This window comes from Paenibacillus phytohabitans, assembly GCF_013141775.1.
In the GTDB taxonomy this organism is placed as follows: domain Bacteria; phylum Bacillota; class Bacilli; order Paenibacillales; family Paenibacillaceae; genus Paenibacillus_AQ; species Paenibacillus_AQ phytohabitans.
In genome coordinates this window covers 204089-227396 of record NZ_WHOB01000059.1, presented here as the reverse complement: position 1 = coordinate 227396, position 23308 = coordinate 204089, and the positions used below count along the sequence as shown (strand labels likewise).

At 55.9% G+C, this 23308-nt stretch carries 16 protein-coding genes; all 16 read left to right on the top strand.

All coding sequences use genetic code 11. The features are described from left to right. Positions 1–66 precede the first annotated feature (66 nt). The 16 genes from GC101_RS19110 to GC101_RS19035 all read left to right on the top strand — a co-directional run bounded on the left by GC101_RS19110 (position 67) and on the right by GC101_RS19035 (position 23271). A complete protein-coding gene (locus GC101_RS19110; protein WP_343049761.1) occupies positions 67–984 on the top strand; it encodes an ABC transporter permease in 918 nt (305 codons plus the stop codon). Positions 985–997: 13 nt separating this feature from the next. Then, the gene (locus tag GC101_RS19105) at positions 998–1897 is read left to right on the top strand and encodes a carbohydrate ABC transporter permease (RefSeq protein ID WP_171718518.1); all 900 of its coding nucleotides are present in this window, start codon (positions 998–1000) and stop codon (positions 1895–1897) included. Positions 1898–1917: 20 nt separating this feature from the next. Continuing rightward, on the top strand, positions 1918–3603 hold the full coding sequence (locus GC101_RS19100) for an ABC transporter substrate-binding protein (RefSeq protein WP_171718517.1): 1686 nt from the start codon (positions 1918–1920) through the stop codon (positions 3601–3603). 98 nt (positions 3604–3701) lie between these two features. Then, positions 3702–5072 (top strand): alpha-L-fucosidase, encoded by a 1371-nt coding sequence (locus tag GC101_RS19095; protein ID WP_171718516.1) that lies wholly within the window; start codon positions 3702–3704, stop codon positions 5070–5072. 36 nt (positions 5073–5108) lie between these two features. Next, on the top strand, positions 5109–6722 hold the full coding sequence (locus GC101_RS19090; RefSeq protein ID WP_171718515.1) for an N-acyl-D-amino-acid deacylase family protein: 1614 nt from the start codon (positions 5109–5111) through the stop codon (positions 6720–6722). 58 nt (positions 6723–6780) lie between these two features. After that, positions 6781–7248: a RidA family protein gene (locus GC101_RS19085; RefSeq protein WP_039303920.1), complete on the top strand. Its 468-nt coding sequence runs from the start codon at positions 6781–6783 to the stop codon at positions 7246–7248. Then, the gene (locus GC101_RS19080; protein WP_171718514.1) at positions 7245–8342 is read left to right on the top strand and encodes an alanine racemase; all 1098 of its coding nucleotides are present in this window, start codon (positions 7245–7247) and stop codon (positions 8340–8342) included. Before GC101_RS19085 ends, GC101_RS19080 begins: the two co-directional genes overlap by 4 nt. A gap of 64 nt (positions 8343–8406) precedes the next feature. Further along, positions 8407–9594: a M20 family metallopeptidase gene (locus GC101_RS19075; protein ID WP_171718513.1), complete on the top strand. Its 1188-nt coding sequence runs from the start codon at positions 8407–8409 to the stop codon at positions 9592–9594. Between the two features lies 1 nt (position 9595). After that, positions 9596–10654, top strand: a complete 1059-nt coding sequence (locus GC101_RS19070; protein ID WP_171718512.1) for a Gfo/Idh/MocA family protein — start codon at positions 9596–9598, stop codon at positions 10652–10654. Positions 10655–11160: 506 nt separating this feature from the next. Continuing rightward, positions 11161–12018, top strand: coding sequence for a sugar phosphate isomerase/epimerase family protein (locus GC101_RS19065; protein WP_171718511.1), 858 nt, complete (start codon positions 11161–11163; stop codon positions 12016–12018). A 52-nt stretch (positions 12019–12070) separates the two neighbouring features. Beyond that, positions 12071–15178 carry a glycoside hydrolase 5 family protein gene (locus tag GC101_RS19060; RefSeq protein ID WP_171718510.1) on the top strand — a complete coding sequence of 1036 codons (3108 nt, stop codon included), beginning with the start codon at positions 12071–12073 and terminating at the stop codon, positions 15176–15178. A gap of 37 nt (positions 15179–15215) precedes the next feature. After that, entirely contained in the window at positions 15216–16076 is an 861-nt protein-coding gene (locus GC101_RS19055) for a sugar phosphate isomerase/epimerase family protein (protein ID WP_171718509.1), read from the top strand. A gap of 50 nt (positions 16077–16126) precedes the next feature. Beyond that, positions 16127–18430, top strand: coding sequence for a glycoside hydrolase family 3 N-terminal domain-containing protein (locus GC101_RS19050; RefSeq protein WP_171718508.1), 2304 nt, complete (start codon positions 16127–16129; stop codon positions 18428–18430). A 2-nt stretch (positions 18431–18432) separates the two neighbouring features. Beyond that, positions 18433–19752: a glycoside hydrolase family 125 protein gene (locus tag GC101_RS19045; RefSeq protein WP_171718507.1), complete on the top strand. Its 1320-nt coding sequence runs from the start codon at positions 18433–18435 to the stop codon at positions 19750–19752. Between the two features lie 1131 nt (positions 19753–20883). Beyond that, entirely contained in the window at positions 20884–21843 is a 960-nt protein-coding gene (locus tag GC101_RS19040; protein ID WP_171718506.1) for a nucleoside hydrolase, read from the top strand. A 177-nt stretch (positions 21844–22020) separates the two neighbouring features. Then, complete coding sequence (locus tag GC101_RS19035; protein WP_171718505.1) at positions 22021–23271, top strand: stalk domain-containing protein; 1251 nt, start codon at positions 22021–22023, stop codon at positions 23269–23271. The last annotated feature ends 37 nt before the right edge of the window (positions 23272–23308 follow it).

Here is a 23308-nt window from a genome sequence, read left to right as displayed (position 1 = left end):
CAAGCCTCCTGAGGAATGATCGCAAGTGTTTGCCCAAGTCAAGCATAAGAGGAGGTGAGAACTGAATTGAACGAGAATCCCTTCGTCAAAAAGCTGATCAAAAGCTGGCAATTGTACGCGCTGATGGCTCTGCCTTTCCTTTATCTGATTATCTTCAAATATGTGCCGATGTACGGTGCACAGATTGCCTTCAAGGATTTCTCCGTAGTAAAGGGCATCTGGGGCAGTGATTGGGTAGGCATGAAGCATTTCAGCCGGTTCGTCAATTCTTATGACTTCTGGCGCATTCTGAAGAATACGCTGGTGCTCAGCTTTTACAATCTGATTGCCGGGTTCCCGATTCCGATCCTGCTGGCGCTGGGGCTGAACTATCTCCGCAATGTCCGTTTCCGCAAAGCCGTGCAGATGGTGACGTATGCGCCGCATTTTATCTCCATAGTAGTGGTGGTCGGCATTGTGAAAGAGCTGCTGGATCCGCGAATCGGCATTATCAACAAACTGCTCGGGTTCATCGGGATTGGGCCGGTCAACTTCATGGGTGAGATTTCGATGTTCTCCTCCATTTATGTCTGGTCGGATGTGTGGCAGCATGTCGGCTTTAACTGCATCATTTTTATCGCGGCACTGGCCAGTATCGATCCTTCACTGCATGAAGCGGCGGTGATGGACGGGGCGACGAAATTCCGCCGGATGTGGCATATCGATCTGCCGGGCATTATGCCGATGGCCATCATCGTGCTCATTCTGAACACGGGGCATATCCTCGATGTCGGCTTTGAGAAGGTGCTGCTGATGCAGAATCCGATTAACCTGAAGGCTGCCGAGATTATCGACACGTATGTGTACAAGGTAGGCTTAACTTCGCAGGTTGCCAACTATTCGTATTCGACGGCGATCGGACTGTTCAAATCGATTATCAATTTAATTCTGCTGCTGACAGTCAACAAAATCGCACAAAAAACCAAGCAAGGCAGCTTGTGGTAAAGGGGGGGCGACCATGAACACGATTTTCCGCAATGATTCCGTAGCCGACAAGCTGTTTACGATCCTGAACACTATTTTTATGAGCTTTCTGTTCCTGGTTGTGCTGTATCCGATCGTGTATATTATCAGCGCCTCATTCAGTGATTCGCAGGCAGTGGTGTCCGGTGAGGTCTGGCTGTGGCCGGTGCGTCCGAGTCTGGACGGGTACAGGGCGGTTTTTGAGTACAAGCAGGTGTGGGTCGGCTTCGGCAATTCCATTCTTTATACGGTTACAGGTACGCTGGTCAATGTAATTATGACGGTGCTGGCGGCCTATCCGCTGTCCCGCAGAGATTTCTATGGTAAAAATGGCTTCATGCTCCTCTTCATGTTCACCACCATGTTCACGGGCGGCCTCATTCCGGCTTATCTGCTGGTCCGGGATCTGGGCATGCTGGATACCATCTGGTCGATGATTATCCCCGGCGCACTGAGCGTGTGGAATGTCATTATCGCCCGGACCTATTTCCAAATGTCGATTCCGCATGAGCTGCTGGAGGCGGCACAGCTGGATGGGTGCAATGATTTCCAGTTTGTCTGGAAGGTGGTTGTCCGGCTGTCAGGTCCGATCCTTGCGGTTATTACGCTCTATTACGCCGCTGCGAACTGGAACCAGTATTTCAACGCCATGCTGTATCTAAAAAGCCAGGATCACTACCCGCTTCAGCTGGTGCTCAAGGATATCCTGGTCAAAAATGATGTCGATGTCGGCATGCTGTCCGGCGACCCGCAGGATGCGGCCAAACGTGAGGCAATGAAGACGCTGCTGAAGTATTCGCTGATTGTCATTTCATCTTTTCCGCTGCTGGTCTTCTATCCCTTCGTACAGAAATACCTGGTTAAGGGCGTTATGGTAGGTTCACTCAAAGGATAATCATAAGGGGGACTATATTGATGAAATTTAAGGCGGTCGTAACACTACTTGTTGGAGTGAGTATGCTGGGCAGTATCCTGAGCGCATGCAGCAGCAGTAATAACAGTAACAGCGGTGCAGCGGCGGGAAATGGAACTGCAGAGGCCACTGTTGCGGAGGCGGGACAATTCCCGATTGTTGATGAGAAAATCACGCTGCGCGTCATGACCGGGGCCAACCCGTCCGTCGAGGATTTCGATACGAATGAGTTCACTAAATATTTTGAGGAGTTAACGAATATCCATGTAGAGTGGGAGATTGTGCCGACCAGTACGGTTACAGAGAAGCTGAACCTGGCGCTGGCCAGCGGTGATCTTCCGGATGTCATTATGACGATGAATGTGACGCCTGAGCAGCAGGCCCTTTATGGAGAGCAGGGCGTGCTGCTCCCGCTGAACGACTATATTGAGAAATACGGTGTGAATACCAAAAAAATGTTCGAGGAAAGTCCGCTCGTAGAGTCGACGATCACCTCGGCGGATGGTAACATCTACGCACTTCCTGCACCGAATGAGTGTTACCACTGTTCGATGCGCCAGAAGCTCTGGATCTATGAGCCGTGGCTGGAGAAGCTGAATCTGGACATGCCGACAACGACGGAAGAGTTCTATGAAGTGCTGAAGGCCTTCAAAACCCAGGACCCTAACGGGAATGGCATCGCGGATGAGATTCCGTTCTCCGGTGCACCGCAGGTGAACCAGAGTTCTACACTTACGACCAGCGTCGAGAACTTCCTGATGAATTCCTTCACCTATGCACCGTTCACCCGCATCTATGTTAATGACGAAGGCAAAGTGGATGTACCGTTCAACAAGGATGGCTGGAAGGAAGGTCTTACCTATCTTAACCGGCTGTACAGCGAAGGTCTGATGGACCCGCAGGCATTAACACGGGATGCCGCCCAGCTGGTGCAATTGGGTGAAAATCCGGATGTGCCGATTCTCGGGGCCGCCTCCGGTCCGAACCAGAGTGCGCTGACCCAGCTGAACGGATCAAGCGGCAGATGGCTTGAATATGTAGCAGTTGCCCCGCTTAAAGGCCCTGATGGCGTACAGGTTACGCAATACGATCCGTATCAGGTAGCTCCGGGCCAATTCGTTATTACCAATAAAGCCAAGAATCCGGAAGCGGCTTTCCGCTTCGCCGATGCGCTGTATGACCGGGAAATTACACTTCGTTCCACGATCGGCGAGCCGGATGTGGACTGGAGATGGGCAACGGCTGATGAGATCGGCCTGAACGGGGAAGCCGCCGTCTATATGGACATGTCCAAGTTCGGGGTTACCCAGAACAAGCAATGGTCGCAGACCGGAATCGCTTACCGTCCAAACTCACTGCGTCTCGGTCTGGTTGCTAACCCCGAGAATCCACTGGACAGCATTCTGTATAACGAGACCAAGGAGAAATATGAGCCTTACCGGGTAGATGTCGAAACGGTGCTGCCGCCGATCAACTTCACGGTTGACCAGTCTGCGGAAATCGCGGATCTCTCCAAAACAATCTACGATTATACCAATGAGATGATGGCCCGCTTCATTATCGGCGATGTCGATATCAATGCCGAGTGGGAGCAATATCTGGCTACACTGGACAGCATGAACCTGAGCCGTTACCTGGAAATCTATCAGGAGGCATACGAAACTTATAAGTCGGCCTCATCCAAATAAGACTTGCAAACCCCATACGTCAACCTGCAGCTGCCTGAATTCCGGGCAGCTGTAGATTTAACACGCCCAAAATAAGAGGAAACAACAGGAGGAAGCTCATGACGACACTAGATTTCACTGTACCGGACCACTGGAAGTGGTTCACTGAAAGCCGCTACGGCATGTTCATTCACTGGGGCCCTTATGCGCAGCACGCCCGTGGGGAGCAGATTCTGTTCCGCGAGCATCTGGACCAGCGGGAATATGCTGAGCAGGCTGCTGCGTGGAACCCGCAGCATTTTGATCCCGAGCTGTGGGCAGCGACTGCAGTGAAGGCCGGCTTCAAATATGCCTGCTTCACAACCAGGCATCATGACGGCTATTGTATGTGGGACAGCGCCTATACCGACTACTCCAGCGCCAAGCTGGCTCCGCAGCGTGACTTCGTCCGCGAGTATGTGGATGCCTTCCGCAAGGCGGGGCTGCGGATCGGACTGTACTACTCCTGGATTGACTGGCGGCTGCCGGCCTATTTCGACGGTCCGGCCAAAGACCCGGAGGGCTGGGAGAAGGTGCGGGCTTACCTGCACAACCAGGTGAAGGAGCTGCTCACCAATTACGGCCAGATCGATCACTTCTTCTTCGATGGCGTGTGGCCGAGGAATGCCGATGAGCTTCAGAGCGTCGAGCTGCTGGAGGAAATGCGCAGGCTGCAGCCGGGCATTCTGGTCAACAACCGGCTGGGCTATTCCAGCACCCATGATGAATACCGCGCGGATGGCGGTGTGGGTGCGGGCGACTCGGATACACTGGGCGACTTCGGTACCCCGGAGCACCTGATTGTGGCTGACCGCAAACGGCTATGGGAATCGTGCCAGGTGACCACCTGGCGGCTCTGGAGCCATGTGTTCGGGGAACGGTGGCGTCCGGCTGATTATTTGCTGGATATGCTCTGTGAATGCGCGGAGAAGGGCGGGGCACACGGCGGCAATCTGCTGCTGAACTGCGGCCCGACAGCGGATGGAGAGCTGCCTCCGGAATTTGTGGAGCGGGCGCTCGATATCGGCCGCTGGCTGGAGGTGCACGGCGAGGCCATCTACGGCTCGGACGGCGGCTCCATTACGGAATTCATCACCAGAGGGCGGCAGACGACGCGGGAGAACTTCCTGTATCTGATCATCCGCTTCTGGGATGGACGGCCCGTAATGAGACTGGCGGATTTGACCAGCAAAGTGAAGTCTGTAACTCTGCTGACCACCGGCCAGACGCTGGAATTCGAGCAGCGGGACGCAGAATTATTCATCACAGGCCTGCCGGCAGAAGCGCCGTCACGCCTGTTCCCGGTGATCCGCGTGGAATGTGAAGGCAAGCCCGAAGCCAATCAGTGGGGCCGGGAACGCCTGTGGGAAGGTGATCCTTCCCGGGTAGCGGAATGGGCGCGCAGCCAGCGCGGAACTTCGGTCTTCGCGGATGGTATCGAACGAGGATAACTATGTGGGTGAGCGGGAACAGAGAGGAGGACGGCGATGCTCGATACATTGATTAAGAACGGCAGAATTGTCGATGGCAGCGGAAATCCGTGGTTCATTGGAGATGTGGGTATGAGGGACGGCCGGATTGCTGCCGTAGGAATGATTGACGCAGAAGCCCGCGAGGTGATCGAAGCCGGAAGGCAGGTGATCGCCCCGGGATTCATAGACGGGCATACCCATTCGGATCTGATGATTCTGGAGCAGCCCTTCAGCGAGGTGAAGATGAGCCAGGGGGTTACAACAGAGGTTGTAGGGAACTGCGGGCTGGCTCCGGCGCCTTATCATCCGGACCGCCTGGATATGCTCCGCTCCTATGTAGAACCTGTAATCGGTGCCTCAGATGTGCCGTGGTCCTGGCGGACTGCCGGTGAATATATGGAGGTGCTGGCGTCTTCCCGGCCGGCTGAGAATCTGGCGACATATGTGGCCCATGGACCGCTGAGGATTGCCGCAATGGGCTTCGACAACCGCCCGGCAGTCCGGCAGGAAATGGCCGTCATGAAAGAACTGCTGGAGGAGGGGATGAAAGCAGGGGCGATTGGCATGTCCATCGGTCTGTTGTACTCCCCCGGCAGCTATGCCTCCAAGGAGGAGCTTGCCGAGCTCTGCTCCGTGCTGCCGCGCTATAACGGAATGCTGGCGGCGCATATCCGCGGCGAAGGCAATAATCTGATCGCCTCCGTCAAGGAGGTGCTGTGGATTGCCGAGCGCAGCGGTGTCCCGCTGCAGGTCTGCCATGTCAAGGCGGCAGGCAGGATCAACTGGGGCAAGGTGAACGAGGTGCTGGAGCTGATTGTGGATGCCCGGGCAAGAGGGCTTGATGTCGCTTGCGATGTATATCCCTACGAAGCGGGCTCAACCTCGCTGACTACCGTGCTGCCGCCGTGGGCGCTGGAAGGCGGCATAAGCGCTGTGCTTGATCGCCTGCGTGACCCGGTACAGCGCGGGCGGATCAGGGAAGAGCTTCGCCACGAGCAGACGGAGTGGGATAATCTTGTGGCCTCAACAGGCTGGCAGAGCATCTATGTCTCTGCGGCTGTTACGGCTGCGGGACAGCTGCTGGAAGGCAGGCATATTCTTGAGATCAGCCGGGAGCGGGGAGACGATCCCATTGACTGTGCGCTGGATCTGCTGCTGCAGGAAGACGGCAGAGTGTCGATTGTGTATTTTCATATGTCTCAGGCAGATGTGGACCATCTGGTAGCCTGGGAGCATTCGGTCATTATCTCCGACAGCCTGGGCTGTGTGACCGGTAAGCCGCATCCGCGCACCTACGGAACCTTCCCGCGGCTGTTCGCCAAATATGTGCGGCAGGATAAGCGCCTTACGCTGGAGCAGGCGGTACGGAAGGTAACCTCATTCCCTGCACAGCGCTTCAAGCTGGGCAAGCGCGGCCTGCTTGTGCCGGACTATCAGGCAGATATTGTGATGTTTGACCCGGATACGATTACGGACGGGGCGACTTATCTGGCGCCGACACTTGCGCCGTCAGGCATTTCACAGGTGTGGGTGAACGGTGTGCGCACCCTGTCACACGGCAAGCGCAGCGGGGAACGTCCCGGGGAGCTGATCCGGGCCGGTATCTGCAAGCATTCATGCCATCATTAATTTATAGAAGCTTAACAATCAATTTAGTAACAACATCTGAATCTAAGGAGCGAGAAGCATGGGAAATGTAGAGAAGCTGCTGGAAGAGAAGGGAATTGTACTGGGGAAGGTGCCTCCGGCTGTAGCGACTTATGTGCCTGCTAAGCAGGTGGGCAACGTCGTGTATACCTCGGGCAATGACTGCCGTATTAACGGAACACTGATGCTGACGGGTAAGGTGGGCTCCGATCTGACCGTGGAGCAGGGTTATGCCGCCGCCCGCCAGGTGGCTATCAATCTCCTGGCTGTCCTCAAGGAGCATCTGGGAGAGCTGGACCGGATTAAGCAGGTGGTGAAGATGCTGGCTTTTGTCAATTCGGCTCCGGGCTTTGTGGAGCAGCCGTATGTCATCAATGGTGCGTCGGATCTGCTCGTAGAGGTGCTGGGTGATAAAGGCAGACATGCCCGCTCAGCGATCTCGGCCAATGAGCTGCCCTTTGACACCCCGGTGGAAATCGAGCTGATTGTAGAGGTAACAGAAGCATGAGCCTCTATGGGGACTTGCCGACACCTGCCGCAATCATTGACATGGATATTCTGCAGCGCAACATTGACGGCATGGCAGGGCGGCTCAAAGCTTGCGGAATTCAGCATCGTCCGCATATCAAATCGCATAAGTCGGCAGCCATCGCTAAGCTCCAGCTGGCCGCAGGCGCGATCGGAATTACGACAGCCAAGCTGGCGGAGGCCGAAGTGTTTGCAGCTGCTGGCGTGGAATCGATTCTGATCGCTTATCCGCTGATCGGCGTCGATAAGCTGGACCGGTTCGCCGCGCTGCATATGAAGTGCGGGATGATCACCACAGCTGACAGCATCGCCGGAGCCGCCGGTCTGTCGGAGGTCGGCGTGAAGACCGGGAAGCCGGTGGAGGTACTGATCGAGATCGACGGCGGGCTGCACCGGGGAGGCCGGCAGGCAGGTGAGGATGCCTTGCAGTTTGCCCGGACCATCCAGGAGCTGCCGGGCATCCGGATCGCCGGGTTGATGGGCTATTTCGGAACGATATACCAGAATACCGGCGAAGCGGCTTTCATCGAAGCCACCCGTGAGGAAGCGGCACTGATGCTGAATACGGCAGCAATGTTCAGAGTAGCCGGGCTGCCGGTGGATGTAATCAGCACGGGATCTTCGCCCGCTGCCCTGATGTGCCGGGAGCTGGATGGGGTGACGGAGGTGCGTGCGGGGAACTATGTGTTTTTTGATGCTTCCGGTGTAGGGATGGGGCTTGCGTCTGAGGAGGATTGCGCGCTGCGCGTGATTGCCACTGTAGTAAGTACACCGTTGCCTGGGCGGGCAACCATCGATGCCGGCACCAAAAGCCTGACCAGTGACAAAGCCCACGGGCGCGACGGCTTCGGCATTATTGTCGGACATCCGCAGGTGAAGCTGGCTGCGCTGAATGAAGAGCATGGCTTCCTGCAGTTTGATCCGCTCACGGAGCCGTTTCAGATCGGGGACCGGATTGAGATTATCCCGAACCATTCCTGTGTCATTCCGAACCTCAACAATCGTGTGGCGGGTGTGCGTAAGGGCCGGTGGTCAGAATGGATTACGGTGGATGCCCGGGGCTGTATTACGTGATGGAGGGACCGCCGGTATGAAAGATGACAGAAACAACCGTACGTAAAAGGAGGCTGGCTTATCTATGGGACAGGTGGAGATCGATCCCGCAGAAATCACCCGGGTACTGCAGGAGCTGGTGGCTATTCCAAGTGTCAATCCGGCCTTTGAAGGGGGCTGCGGAGAGGCAGGTGTCGCAGATTATGTGAAGCAGTATCTGGCGGAGCATGGAATTCCGTACATGGAGCAGCTTGTAGAGCCGGGCCGCAGCAACATTATAGGGATGCTGCCGGGTCAGCATCCCGGCCCTGCACTGCTGCTGGAGGCGCATATGGATACCGTTCAGACCACCGGGATGACCATTGATCCGTTCGCCGGAACTGTGACAGACGGCAGGCTGTACGGGCGCGGCGCCTGTGATACCAAAGGTTCGCTGGCTGCGATGCTGGTCGCCGTTGCTGCGCTGAAACGCAGCGGTCTGCCGCTTCCGGTGGGCGTGCATGTGGCTGCAGTCATAGATGAGGAGTACCGCTACACCGGAGTCAGCAGGCTTGCTGCCTCAATCAGCTCCGGTGAGCTGAGTTATTGCGGAGCGGTGGTCGGGGAGCCTACCGGTCTCCACCGGGTAATCGCCCATAAGGGCTGTGTGCGGTTCTATATTGATGTGCACGGCAAGCCGGGCCACAGCTCCGAGCCGGGCAAAGGCGTCAACGCGATTGAACAGATGGCCGAGGTGATCCGCTATCTGAAGGAAGAGATAGCACCATTGTATGCCCTGCAGGAGCATCCGCTGGTCGGAGCGCCGACGCACTGCATCAGCGAGATCACCGGCGGAGCTGCGCCGAATACAATACCGGGCAGCTGCCGGATCACCATCGACCGGCGGACGGTTCCGGGCGAGGAGCCGCTGGAGGTATGGCAGGGATTCAAGGATAGACTGCAGGAGCTGAAGCAGAATGTTCCGGGTTTGAAGCTAACCGTACAGGAGCCGTTTATTATCGACTATGCGATGGAGACCTCCGGCAGTCATCCGCTGGTGCTCCAGCTGGCATCGGCAGTTACCGGTTATGCTGAAGGCCGCCATGAGCATGGGGCCGCCTATGGGACGGATGCCAGCAAGCTGGCCCGTGTCTCCGTGCCGTCGGTTGTTTTCGGACCGGGAGATATCGGTCAGGCGCATACGGACAATGAATGGGTGTCAGTGCAGGAGGTAGTCTCCGCAGCTTCGGCACTGGCTGAATTGATTCTCCATTATAGAAGGGATGGGATGTGACATGGCTATGATCAAAATCGGCATCGTAGGAGTAGGCACCATTTCTGAGCTGCACCTGAATGCCTACCGCAATAACCCGGATGTACAGATCCATGCAGTATGCGATCTGAATGAGGCGCGGGCCAAGCTGACCGCTGACAAATATGGTGCGGCCAAGATTTATACCAATTACCGGGAGATGTTCGCGGAAGCGGGGATTGATGCGGTCAGCATCTGCACCTGGAACAATACGCATGAGGAAATTGCTGTTGCCGCTGTTCAGGCCGGCATTGATGTGCTGCTGGAGAAGCCGCTGACCACCACGGTGGAATCCGCACTGCGGATAGAAGAGGCGGTGAACAGGTCAGGTCAGATTCTGCAAATCGGCTATGTACGGCGTTATGACAACAACGCTCAGCTCGTCAAGCAATTTACGGATCTTGGTGAATTTGGAGCGTTCTATTATGCACGTGCTTCCAGTATCCGCCGGATCGGGAATCCGGGGGGCTGGTTCGCTGACAGATCACGTTCCGGCGGCGGGCCTGTCATTGATATCGGCGTTCATGTTGTGGACCTCTGCTGGTATCTGATGGGCCGGCCCAAGGTGAAATCCGTCTCTGCCAACACCTATTATCAGCTTGGCAACCGGTCGAATGTGCAGCATTTGGCCGCCTACCGGGCTGCGGATTACGATGCTACTGCAAGCTCAGTGGAGGATATGGCTAATGCGCTGATCCGCTTCGAAGGCGGAGCTTCCCTGATGCTTGACGCCAGCTTCACTCTGCATGCCAAAGAGAACAAGACAACCATTCAACTCTATGGGGACAAGGGCGGGGTTGAGGTTGATCCTGTGCTGTCCTTCACCACGGAGAAGAATAATACGATTCTCAATACTACACCGCAGACTACACATCCCGGATTTCATCTGGACACCGCCTTTCAGAATGAGATTGATCATTTCATTGAATGTGTGCAGCAGCGCCGCGAGCCGCTAAGTCCGGTGTCGGACGGCGTAGAGATCATGCGCATGCTGTGCGGGATTTACGAATCGGCGGAGCTGGGGAAGGAAATTGTTTTTTGAGTGTTTGAGGAGAGGGTTTAGCTGAAGCCGGATTTTAAGATGAATTGCCCATTGCCCGGACTGACCCGGACAAAATGTTGTACGTACTACAACTTAGGTTCTTATAAAATGGGAGATTCGCAACAATTGTTGTATGAAATACAAGAATCCTCTGCAATATCCGCTCGCAGGAGCATAAATGCTGCCTTTCATACAACATTCTTTGAATAGAAGCGGAATTTTGCGGGAAATGTTGTATTTTCTGCAGGATGTAAGATTGATAACGGGATTAGAACTGGAGGAGCAGGAGCGGTAGCGCAATTGAAAACTTGCTGCGGTCATAATTTATCGTAGTCAATGACATTAAGCAAATGCTAACTAAACATAAGCGAATGCTTGCGAAGCGAGTTTAGCCGAAGCCATGACTGGAAGCAAATGCTCACTAAACTTAAGAGTTAGCTTCCGAAGCGAGTTTTGTACGAAGACATATAGCGGGTAACGCTCACAAAACTTTAGGAGTGAAGAAAATGAAGCTTGGCGTAAGCACCTACAGTTTGTATAAAGCGATTCAGAGCGGTGAGATGGATGTTCTGGGCGTCATCGAATGGACGGCAGCCGCAGGCGGGGAGCATGTTGAGCTGGTGCCGGTCGGATACGATCTGCATAAACAGGATGGTCTTGCTGAGCAAATCCGCAGCAAAGCGGCAGAATGTGGCATAGAGCTGTCCAATTATGCCGTACGCGGCAATCTGATTACAGAGAGTGAGGAGAGCTTTCATGCAGAGATTGCCCGGCTGAAGACGGAAGTGGACATGGCAGTCCGGCTTGGCGTGAAGCTGCTGCGGCATGACGCCGCTACACATCCGGATACGTCAATCCGGCATTACCGGAAGCAGTTCGCCCGGCTGACTGAAGGCTGCCGTGAGATAGCTGATTACGCGGCAGGCTTCGGCATTACCACCAGCATCGAGAACCATGGCTATCTTCTGCAGGCCAGCGACCGTGTGCTTGGACTGGTGGATGCCGTTGACCGGGAGAACTTCCGTACTACGCTGGATATTGGCAATTTCGTTGTCGTCGATGAAGACCCGCTGGCGGCAGTCCAGAAGAATGCCCCCTTTGCTTCCATGGTGCATTTCAAGGATTTCTACATACGCCCGGGGGACCGCGATCCTGGAGGCGGCTGGTTCCGCAGCGCAGCAGGACGGTATTTGCTGGGGGCTGTTGCAGGTCATGGCGATCTGGAGCTTGCGGCCATCACATCGGCTGTCAAGAACTCCGGTTACGACGGGTTTATCTCAATTGAGTTTGAAGGACGCGAAGAATGCAAAGTTGGAACACAGCTGGCCATGGAGAATGTCCGGCGGCTGTGGGAGCAGGCATAGGGCAGAGCCCAGCAACCTGCACTCTGCACAACAACAAGAAACGGGGATGGACATGAACATACTGGTATTTTACGACGAGACATTTCCTTATTCGGGTGACAGGCCATCCCGCAGCAATCTTGAAGGTCTGGAGCAATGGGCTACTATGGCGGATGCATCTGAGCTGGCAGAACGCCTCCGGGCTGGCGGCTGGGATGCACTGGTTCAGCTGCATGGGCCCTACTTTCCCAAAGCGGCCTGGAACGATATCCATGCTTACCTGCGCAGCGGCGGCGGGCTGCTGCATACCGGCGGAATTCCTTTTCGAGAGCCTGTAACTGCCGGAGTTGAAGGCTGGAAGGTGGAACGCCCGCAGGTCGCCTATCACCAGCTGCTGAACATTCATGATGCGCTGGCTGTCAGTCCCGCTCCGGTAGCCTTCTTCAAAGCTCCCTCCGAATATCCGCTGCTGGAGAACTACAAGGCGCTGTTCACGGTTAAGCCTACGTGGGGACTAACGCTGCAGCCCACGAAGACAAGTGATATCCCCGAGGAGATGGGTGCCTGCGGCCCGATGGATATGTTCATCTATCCGCTGCTGACCGGGACGGACAGCACGGGACGTGAGCGTTCCGCTCCGGTTGTTCTGCTGGAGTTATACAAGGGAGACTACGCCGGAAGCCGCTGGATTCTGATCAATCAGGAGCTGGATGAACTTTTCTGGAGCAACGGCGGGCCGGAGCTGCTGCGCAAGCTCGCAGAATATACTGCTCACGGCGTAACAGAAATATGGCTGAAGAGCAGTTTTGCCTCATACGAGCCAGGGGAGCAGGCGCTGCTGACCTTGCAGCTTCAGTCGTTGTCGCGGACTTCTGCGCCGGATGCTGTGTGGCATTTCAAGCTGGAAGTGAGCAAGGATGGAACGGATGAAGTGCTGTGGGAGGCCCGGGCGGAGCTGAACGCGGGACCGGCCGCACCGGATTTGCAGTTTGTGCGTTTGCCGGTTCCCCGGCGGCTTGAGCCGGGTCTGTACCGTGTAAGCTGCACTGCGGAATCCACGCGCGGGGAGAGGCGTGTACTTACGCAGGCCTTCTGGGGGATGGACCGGGCGCTTCTGCAGAGCGGGGAGCCGCTGAGCGCGGGCCGCGATTATTTCCGCCGGGGCGGCAAACCGGTGCCGATCGTGGGCATGACCTATATGACCTCGGATGTCTCACGAAAATTTCTGCAGCTGCCGAATGTGGACCGCTGGGAGGCGGATATGGCCGAGATGAAGCGTGCCGGAATCAATCTGATCCGCACCGGGATCTGGACCGGCTACCGGATGGTCATGTTCGCGGACGGACATGCCGCCGAAGATATCATGCGTGCGGTGGATGCCTTTGTGCTGACCGCCAAGCGGCATGAGCTGGAAGTAACGTTTACCTTCTTCTCCTTCGCGCCGGAAGCGTGGGAAGGAGAGAATCCTTATCTGGACCCGCGCTCTGTAGAGGCGCAGAAACGGTTCATTGCCTCCATCGTTTCCCGCCAGAAAGGGACTACCAATGTGCACTGGGATCTGATCAATGAGCCCTCGCTGTTTCATCCGCGCCGTGTCTTTGAAGGGCCGTACACAGCTGGCGACCGCTTCGAGCAGGCGGCATGGAGCGAATGGCTGCGCGGTAAATATGGCAACGATATCGCTGCCCTCCAGGAGCGCTGGAATATGACGCCCGGCCAGCTGCCTTCGTTCGAAGCTGCCGTTGCGCCGGACCCGAATGACACGTACTTCCAGAGTGTGGTGCAGCCGAAGAAATGGCTGCGCTGGACGGATTTTTCCCTGTTCAGCATGGATATGCATAACCGCTGGGCCTCAGAGCTGATTAGAACCATCCGCCGATCCGATCCGTCGCACCTGGCGACGGTGGGCCAGGATGAGGGCATCTGCTCGCAGCGGCCTTCTCCATTCTTTTATGCAGAGACTGTGGATTATACAACGGTTCATACCTGGTGGCAGATGGATCACCTCGGTTGGGACGGGATCTTCACCAAGACGCCGGATAAGCCGAATCTCATTCAGGAGACCGGCATTATGCATGTCCAGCGTCCGGACGGGATCGCCAAACGCACGGAAGAGGAGCTGCGCAACATCCTGGAACGCAAATATGCCTATTCCTTCTCGACGGGCGGTGCGGGTGCGGTGCAGTGGATCTGGAACACCAATTACTTCATGAACAACGCCAATGAGTCTAATATCGGTGCCCTGCGTGCCGATGGAACCCAGAAGCCGGAAGCGGATGTCTCCTATGATTTCGGCAGCTTTATGGCGGAGATCGGCGGGCTGTTCGAGTCGCGGGAGCTGGAAGAGATTGCGGTGATCTATCCGTTCTCGAATGATTTCTCGAACCGCAAGCTGGCCTTCGAGGCTACGACCCAGGCCGTGCGGGTATTGGCGTTCGGAATGAACGTGCACCCGCGCGGAATTGGCGAATATCATCTGGAGGCGCTGGAGCGCCATCCTGCCAAGCTGATTATTGTGCCAAGTGCGCATAACTTCGCGGATGAAGCCTTCAGACAACTGCTGGAGCTGGCCCGGCAGGGAAGTACGGTGCTATGGAGCGGGCCGCTGCAGCTGGATGAGCATTGGGGACCGGCCGGGGATCGTCTGCGTGAAGAGCTTGGCAGGCTTGAGCAAGGCAATATCCTGCGCGAGGAAATGCTGAAGCTGGGAGAGGAGCGTTTCCCTGTAGCTTTTGGCCAGAAGAAAATCGGCAATCTGGCAGTGGAACGGCCCGCCGGAAGCAGAGGGGAACTGGGAATGCTGGAGGTAGCCATCGGAGCCGGCAGGTTCATGTATTGTCCGCTGCCCGTGGAGCTGAATGAACGCTGGGAGCCGATCCAGGCGCTATACGCATCAGCGGTCAAGACGGCTGGAGTACAGCCTGAGCTGCACTGGCTTCAAGGAGGAGAGCTGCCGGGCGTTTACGGGCGCAAGCTGGCTTTTGCAGGAGGCAGCCTGTATATCTTCGTATCCGAATATGGCAGTGATGCCGGGATTACTGTACGCGATCCGCAGCACGGTGCGGAGTATACCTTCACATTGGAGCAGGAGCGGACCGTGATGTTCGCCGCCGGTCTTGATGGACAGCTGTTGTCGGTCTACCGCCCGCAGCAGGTACAGATCCAAGTGAAGCTGCAATAACCATACATGTGAAGAATGAAGGGGAGGGTGAGCAAGAATGGGGTTGTCCAATAAAATCGGTGTGATCGCCGACAGCTTCGGCCGGGATCTGCGCAGCAATCTGCAGACCGCCAGGGACATTGGCGCAGAAGGTGTACAGCTCTGGGCGATCCAGGGCGAAATGGACCCGGCCAAGCTGATGTTGCAGGACCGGAAGGCTATTAAGGCTTATCTGGCGGAGCTTAATCTTGAGCTGTCAGCGCTGTGTGCGGATTACGGCGGTCAGGGATTTAAGAATCCGGCCGAGAATGGCTGGAAAATCAGCAAGTCGAAGCTGGCGCTCGACCTTGCGCTTGATCTGGACTGCCGCATCGTTACGACACATATAGGGATTGTGCCGGAAGATCCCGGCGACCCGGAATATGCCATTCTGCAGGAGGCCTGCAATGAGCTGGCTGTATATGCTTCCGCACGCGGCGGCTACTTCGCCATCGAGACGGGACCGGAGCCTGCGGCCAGATTGAAATCCTTCCTGGATTCGCTGAATACCCATGGGATGTCTGTGAACTTTGACCCGGCGAATATGGTCATGGTGACCGGAGATGATCCCGTCCAGGGAGTGTATACTTTGCGTGACTATATCGTGCACACTCATGTCAAAGACGGCGTGAGACTGCGCGAGGTCGATCCGTATGATGTGTATGGCGTGCTGGATCATGAGCGGATTGCGGTAATGGGCGAGGGCGGAGCAGGCTTCCGGGAGGTTCCTCCGGGCGAAGGGAGCGTTGATTTCCCGGCTTATTTCACCGCCCTTCAGGATATCGGCTATAAAGGGTATCTGACCGTGGAAAGAGAAGTCGGCGACCGACCTGAAGACGATATCGCCGCAGCTGTGAAATTCATCGGGCAGTTCCGGTAAGTTAGGCGGACGAGAAAAGCGTGATATGCGAGGAAGGAGAGATCTGCACTATGGATTACAAAAATGCTTCATTACCGGTTGACAAGCGTGTAGCCGATCTCCTCTGCCGCATGACAATGGAGGAGAAGATCGGGCAGCTGATCCAGCCTTTCGGATGGAAAAGCTACGTCAAACAGGAGGACGGCACCGTTGCCATAACGGAAGAATTCATGTTGATGATGGAAGCGGGCGGGATCGGCTCGCTGTACGGGACACTCCGCGCCGATCCCTGGACTGGTGTAACGCTGGAGAATGGCCTCTCTCCCGAAGAAGGGGCCGAGGCAGTGAATGTGCTCCAGCGGTATGCGCTGGAGCACACCAGGCTGGGCATTCCCATCCTGTTCGGCGAGGAATGCTCGCATGGGCACATGGCGGTCGGAGCCACGGTGTTCCCGGTTCCCCTTCTAGTGGGCAGCGCGTGGAACCCGGAGCTGTATGAGGAGATGTGCCGTGCAGTTGCGGTGGAAACGCGCAGCCAGGGTGGAGCTGTAACCTATTCTCCGGTGCTGGATGTCGTCCGCGATCCGCGCTGGGGACGGACCGAGGAGACCTACGGTGAAGATCCGTACCTGGCTGGTGTACTGGCTGTTGCTGCAGTGAAGGGACTGCAGGGCCAGTCGCTGGATTCAGTGGACAGCATTGCGGCTACACTGAAGCATTTTACCGGATACGGCAGCCCGGAGGGAGGACGCAACGGAGCTCCGGCACATCTGGGCCTGCGGGAGCTGCATGAGACCGATCTCTACCCGTTCCGCAAAGCGGTGGAGGCCGGAGCTTCTTCCATAATGCCTGCCTATAATGAAATCGACGGTGTGCCCTGCACCTCAAACCGCTACCTACTGGAGGATGTGCTGCGGCAGGAGTGGGGATTTGACGGGCTCGTGATCACCGACTGCGGCGCAATTGACATGCTGCAAAGCGGTCACAATACAGCTGCGACCGGGGAAGAGGCGGTAGCGGCGGCGGTCAAGGCCGGAGTGGATATGGAAATGTCAGGCGGGATGTTCCGGGGGCATCTGGCGCCGGCGCTTGAGCAGAACGCTGTAGCGGCAGCGGAGCTGGATCTGGCGGTCAGCCGGGTGCTTACGCTGAAGTTCCGGCTCGGTTTGTTCGAGCGTCCATTCGCTGATCCCGCACGGGCCAAGGAGGTTATTGGCAGTAAGGCACATAAGCAGCTGGCCCGGCGGATGGCGGAGGAAGGAATCATTCTGCTGAAAAATAACAGCCGGACCCTGCCGCTCAGCAAGGACATCGGCAGCCTTGCCGTCATCGGGCCTAATGCCCATTCGCCCTATAACCAGCTGGGCGATTATACCTCCCCCCAGCCGGAGGGGCAGATCGTGACCGTGCTGGAAGGAATCCGCAGGCAGCTTAAGCCTGAGCGGGTACACTACGCGCCGGGCTGCCGGATCAAAGACGGCTCGCGGGAGGGATTTTCGCGTGCGCTGGAGGCTGCCGCACAGGCGGATGCCACCGTGCTGGTCATCGGCGGTTCAAGCGCCCGCGATTTCGGCGGCGGAACTATCGATTTGCGCACCGGGGCCTCCCTCGTAACGGATCATGTCTGGAGTGACATGGACTGCGGGGAAGGCATAGACCGTTCTACACTCCATCTGCTCGGTGTCCAGCTGGAGCTTGCCCGGGAACTCCGCAAGCTGGGTAAGCCGCTGATTGTAGTCTACATCAATGGCAGGCCGGTCACGGAGCCGTGGATGGATGAGCAGGCCGATGCCATTCTGGAAGCCTGGTATCCCGGACAGGAGGGCGGAAACGCCATTGCTGATATCCTGTTCGGAGAAGTGAACCCGTCCGGACGTCTGCCGCTGACCCTGCCGAAGCATGTCGGCCAGCTGCCGCTGAATTATAATTCGCGCAGGACACGGGGCAAGCGGTATCTGGAGTCCGATCTGTCGCCGCAGTATCCGTTCGGCTTCGGGCTTAGCTATACGGAGTTTGAGTACAGCGGCCTGTGGATTGAACCCGGAGTTATCGGACCGGATGAAGAAGCGCTGGTGCATGTTGACGTGAGTAACGTGGGGAGTCTTGCCGGGGCAGAAGTTGTCCAGCTCTATGTGTCAGATCTTGCAGCTTCGGTTACCCGCCCCGAGCTGGCGCTCAAAGGCTTCAGCAAAATCCGGCTTCAGCCCGGAGAGCGCAGGACGGTTACATTTCCGCTGAACCGGGAGCATCTGGAGCTGGTTGGCATGGATCTGCGGCGAGTTGTTGAGCCTGGCGAATTCATGGTGCGGGTAGGCTCGCACTCGGCTTCTACGGTCAGCTGCAGCCTGACCGTCCGGGAAAGCGGGGTGCAGTAAATTTGGACTCTTTTAAATTGCCGTCTGTAACAATGCCTGCTTTGAAGCTGCCGCAATCTGTGCAGGCGGTTCTGAAGGAAGCGGAACAGAAGCTCGGTCACCGTCCTAGACTCTTGAAGCAATTTCTTAATTGTTTTCCGAACACGCTGGAAACGACCACGAAGCTAATGGAGGATGGAACGACCTTTGTCATCACCGGGGATATCCCGGCGATGTGGCTGCGCGATTCGGTGGAGCAGATGATGCATTACACTCCGCTCCTTGCAGACGATCAGGATTTGCAGCGGATGGTGAGCGGGCTGATCCGCCGTCATGTTCATTGTGCCGGCATTGATCTGTATGCGAATGCTTTCAATGAAGCTGCCAATGACTGGCACTGGAATGCGGGAGACGAGACGGAGATGTCACCATGGGTCTGGGAGCGCAAATTCGAGCTGGACTCCTCATGCTTCACGATCCGCCTGGCATATGCCTATTGGAAGGAGACCGGGAAGGCGGATATATTTGACGCGGGCTTCAAAGAGATGCTGCTGGGGATCATGAGGCTGTGGAAAACCGAGCAGCGCCATCAGGAGCAATCTGCCTACAGCTTCAGCCGCAGCAATTGTCCCTTCCATGATACGCTGCGCAGCGGCGGACGCGGCATGCCGGTCAATTATACCGGCATGATCTGGTCAGGCTTCCGGCCCAGTGATGACGCCTGCGATTTCCACTACCATATCCCATCCTACATGTTCGCTGCCGTCTCGCTCAGCCAGATGCAGGAGATCGCAAGCTTAGTCTTCCGTGACAGCAGGATGGCTGCTGAAATGGCTGAGCTTGAAGGGGAGATCAGGCACGGAATTGAGCTATACGGCAAATACCGTCATCCTGAGTTTGGCGTTATTTATGCCTACGAGACGGATGGCTACGGTAATTACAGTCTGATGGACGACGCCGGAACACCGGGACTGCTGTCCATTCCATACCTGGGCTATGCCAGCAGCGATGATGAAATTTACCGCAATACCCGGCGGTTTATTCTCAGCAAGCATAATCCCTTCTATTATGAGGGAGCGGCTGCCCGGGGAATCGGCAGTCCGCATACGCCGGAGGGATACATCTGGCCCATGGCCTTGTCCATGCAGGGCCTGACTGCATCGACAGATGCAGAGATGCTGGAGATGATCGCGCTGCTGGAAGCTACGGATGCCGGAACCGGCTATATGCATGAAGGGTTTCTGGCGGATGATCCTTCGGTCTATACCCGGCCATGGTTCGCCTGGTCGAATAGCCTGTTCGCCGGGCTGGTTCATCAGGCGCTGAAGAAGAATCTGCTGTGAATAACAGCAGTACGTTTCTGCGTAAGAACAGCGGCGCACCCAATTGTGAATGGGAAGTGCCGCTGTTTTTGTGTGTTTATCTGCCGGGGTCAGCACGGTGATATCCCGATTACATTACCGCCGCAGGGTCCTCTCGCGCCCTGAGCCGATTTTAGTTCAGGCGAAACTTGCACAACGCACAACATACAACAATCCACCCAGTTAAGGCACCTATCTGGCGGAAATCTTGCACAGAATACAACAATCCGTGCCGCTGAGGCCCTCATCTGGCGGAAATCTTGCACAGAATACAACAAACCGTGCCGCTGAGGCCCTCATCTGGCTGAAATCTTGCACAGAATACAACAATCCGTGCTGCTGAGGCCCTCATCTGGCGGAAATCTTGCATATTGTACAACACTCCATGCTTCGAGGCAGCGTTCTGCCAGTAATCCTGCAACTAGACTTTCATCTCTACCGCCTCTAGTACGCGCGCTCTACAAGCCTACAGATACTGTGTTGGACTCATTCTGAGCAGGCTGCCCTTGGAGCAACGTTCGTTGTGAAATTAAATGTAGCGATAAACGGTTCCATTCACCTCATCGAACGTTTGGAATATTCGAACGTATGCGAAAAACCGAATACAATGAGCCGCAGATAGGGTTAAGGAGCCAAATGTATTCGAAAAACCGAATACAATGAGCCGCAGATAGGGTTAAGGAGCCAAATGTATTCGAAAAACCGAATACAATGAGCCGCAGATAGGGTTAACGAGCCAAATGTATTCGAAAAATCAAATACAATGAGCCGCAGATAGGGTTAACGAGCCGAATGTGTGCGAAAAATCGAATACATTTCCTCCTATAGAGAAAGATACTGCCAACATATACCGTACTACCGGCATATCAATCCGCACCACCCGCGCATCTAACTATGCTACCACCGATCAGTCCAGGCCACCGCCGCTTCTATCCCCCGGCTCCTCCTCAATCAACAAGCAAGCTTCATCTTCCACGCGAATCAAGCCGCTCTTCCCCTCCTTCCCGGCATGCGCTTCAACCACAACCGCTTATTGAGCAGACCGCAGAGCCGTGATAAGATGGGCAGTACGGCTGATAGAGTAAGTATATATAGAGAGTGGGAGAGTTAGAGATGAGTAGCAGCAATACAACCCGGATGATTATTGATTGTGATACAGGAATAGACGATGCTTTGGCTATTCTTTATGCCCTCCGCACACCGGATGTGGTAGTTGAGGGGATAACGACGGTGTTTGGCAATATTGATGTGCAGCAGGCGGCGGATAATACGCTGCGGCTGCTTGCACTCGCAGATCCCGGATACGACATCCCGGTAGCGCTTGGAGCGTCCAAGGCACTGGTGCGCGAACTGACAGGCTTCTCGACCCATGTGCATGGGGAGAATGGGATTGGCGGCGTTCAGCTGCCCCCTTCCCGGCAAGTGCCGGTGCAAGAGACGGCGGCGGAGTTCATTGTGCGGATGGCGGATGAGAACCCGGGTGAGATTGTGCTGGTAACGCTCGGACGGCTGACCAATCTGTCGCTCGCTCTGGATTTGGACCCGCAGTTGACCTCCAAGCTGAAGAAGGTAGTGGTCATGGGCGGCACGGTCTTTAAGCCGGGCAATGTGACTCCGGTAGCCGAAGCCAATCTGTGGGGCGACCCGGAAGCGGCTGACCGTGTATTCACCTCTGGGCTGCCAGTGCTGATGATCGGGCTGGACGTTACACTGCAGACACGGATTACCTCAGAGCATCTTGAGCTGCTGAAGCGCCATGGACGCGAAGAGAACAAGTCCATCATAGACTTCATGGAGGAGTCACTCGAATACTATTTCAAATTTTACCGGGAAGCCAACTATCTGATCAATAGTGCGCCGCTGCATGATCCGCTGGCCCTCATGGCTGCGCTGCAGCCGGATCTGGTGACTACGCGCCGGATGAAGGTTCGCGTGGAGCATCAGGGAGAGTTCACCTCAGGTATGGTCGTGGCAGATTTGCGGCCGCAGCCGAAGGTCGGACATTTCATCGAAGTGGCGGTGGATGTGGAGGCTGAACGGGCGGTTGGCGTCTTTTTGAGCGCGTTTATGTGAGTGTGAAGTAAGTGGAATGGAATTATGCATCAGCTACCCTACTTCAATAGCAGACAATTGAATCTCCCAATAGTTACAATCTCTTAATTTGCTATAATTTCCTGGTTTGGTAAAATGGTAGGGGATGTAAGATTGAGAGATTCATAATCTATCTATAAGAGAATGGGGAACTTATTAATGAAGCATCTGGCTAAAATAGTATTATGCGCAGCGATCTCACTGGGTAGCTACTCGGCACTCCCTGCAAGTGCTGCACAGGCGGCACCAGGCGGTGTCAGTATTCTGCTGGACGGCTATCCGCTGCCCTTTCCGGTAGAACCGGTAGTCATGAGCGGAACGACAATGGTACCTTTCCGGGCGATTTCTGAGGCACTGGGCATTGGGGTGGAATGGAACCAGGCAGCCCGCCAGATTACCGCGACGCAGAAGTCCGCTGCTGAAGCAGCTCCGGCAAAAGTTATCCTGACCCTGGGCAGTAAAAATGCATCCGTGAACGGAACCGTAGTGAAGCTTGATGTAGCGCCGCAGAATATCCGCGGGACGACGATGATTCCGCTCAAGTTCTTCAGCCAGCAGTTTGGAGCGGTTGCTTCCTGGAACCAGGCTTCCAAGACCGTATCCATTACATCGCCCAAGCGGGATCTGTACACTTTAGGATTCTATGCTCAGAAGGCCTACAGCGAAGTGTCGCTGATTCCAAGCTTTGATGCGGTAGCCTTTGGCTGGAGCCGGATTGACCCTGTCGGTCAATTCACTACAACCGGTAAGGATTTCTGGTGGCCGGAGGCTGCAGGAGAGGTGACGCCGGAATCCATTGTCCAGAATGCAGCAGCGGGAGGTACAGCCCCGTATCTGATGGTCTACTCCAGTGACTCAGCTCTGGAACTAAGCAAGAATCTGGAGGACCCGCAGCTGCAGCAGCAGACCATCGCCAGCATCGTGGACCTGGCCTCGCAGAAGGGATTTCAGGGTATAGGACTGGATCTGGAAGGACTGGGCTTGACCGGAGATAAGGCGCTTGTGCAGAGCCAGTATAATGCTTTTGTCAAAAATCTCTCCGTGGCCGCACGCGCGGCCAGTCTGAAGCTGACGGTGATTCTGCATCCGCTCAACAGCTCCTACAAAGGCTATGATTACAAGACTCTGGCTTCGCTCGCTGACGATCTGGTCATTATGGCCTATGCCTACGAGGGCGAGAAGGGGCCGGAGCCGATGGACAAAGTGGATGAAGGTATCCGGCTAGCCCTGCAGCAGGTCAGCAAAGACAAGCTGATTCTCGGCATTTCAGTATTCAGCGAGAATGATTCCTCCGTCAACGCGAAGATTGGCCTGGCCAAACGTTACGGCCTCAAAGGAATTGCCATCTGGCGTCTGGGTCTCATTGGCCAGCCGGTGTTCAGCAGAATGGGCGAATCGGTAGAATGGTAGCAGCAGGTGCTGCAAGTAATTATACAAGGATAGCTAT

Coding starts and splice junctions, on each gene's coding strand:
- GC101_RS19105 (WP_171718518.1), top strand. CDS start 998: ATGAACACGATTTTCCGCAATGATTCCGTAGCCGACAAGCTGTTTACG.
- GC101_RS19100 (WP_171718517.1), top strand. CDS start 1,918: ATGAAATTTAAGGCGGTCGTAACACTACTTGTTGGAGTGAGTATGCTG.
- GC101_RS19095 (WP_171718516.1), top strand. CDS start 3,702: ATGACGACACTAGATTTCACTGTACCGGACCACTGGAAGTGGTTCACT.
- GC101_RS19090 (WP_171718515.1), top strand. CDS start 5,109: ATGCTCGATACATTGATTAAGAACGGCAGAATTGTCGATGGCAGCGGA.
- GC101_RS19085 (WP_039303920.1), top strand. CDS start 6,781: ATGGGAAATGTAGAGAAGCTGCTGGAAGAGAAGGGAATTGTACTGGGG.
- GC101_RS19080 (WP_171718514.1), top strand. CDS start 7,245: ATGAGCCTCTATGGGGACTTGCCGACACCTGCCGCAATCATTGACATG.
- GC101_RS19075 (WP_171718513.1), top strand. CDS start 8,407: ATGGGACAGGTGGAGATCGATCCCGCAGAAATCACCCGGGTACTGCAG.
- GC101_RS19070 (WP_171718512.1), top strand. CDS start 9,596: ATGGCTATGATCAAAATCGGCATCGTAGGAGTAGGCACCATTTCTGAG.
- GC101_RS19065 (WP_171718511.1), top strand. CDS start 11,161: ATGAAGCTTGGCGTAAGCACCTACAGTTTGTATAAAGCGATTCAGAGC.
- GC101_RS19060 (WP_171718510.1), top strand. CDS start 12,071: ATGAACATACTGGTATTTTACGACGAGACATTTCCTTATTCGGGTGAC.
- GC101_RS19055 (WP_171718509.1), top strand. CDS start 15,216: ATGGGGTTGTCCAATAAAATCGGTGTGATCGCCGACAGCTTCGGCCGG.
- GC101_RS19050 (WP_171718508.1), top strand. CDS start 16,127: ATGGATTACAAAAATGCTTCATTACCGGTTGACAAGCGTGTAGCCGAT.
- GC101_RS19040 (WP_171718506.1), top strand. CDS start 20,884: ATGAGTAGCAGCAATACAACCCGGATGATTATTGATTGTGATACAGGA.
- GC101_RS19035 (WP_171718505.1), top strand. CDS start 22,021: ATGAAGCATCTGGCTAAAATAGTATTATGCGCAGCGATCTCACTGGGT.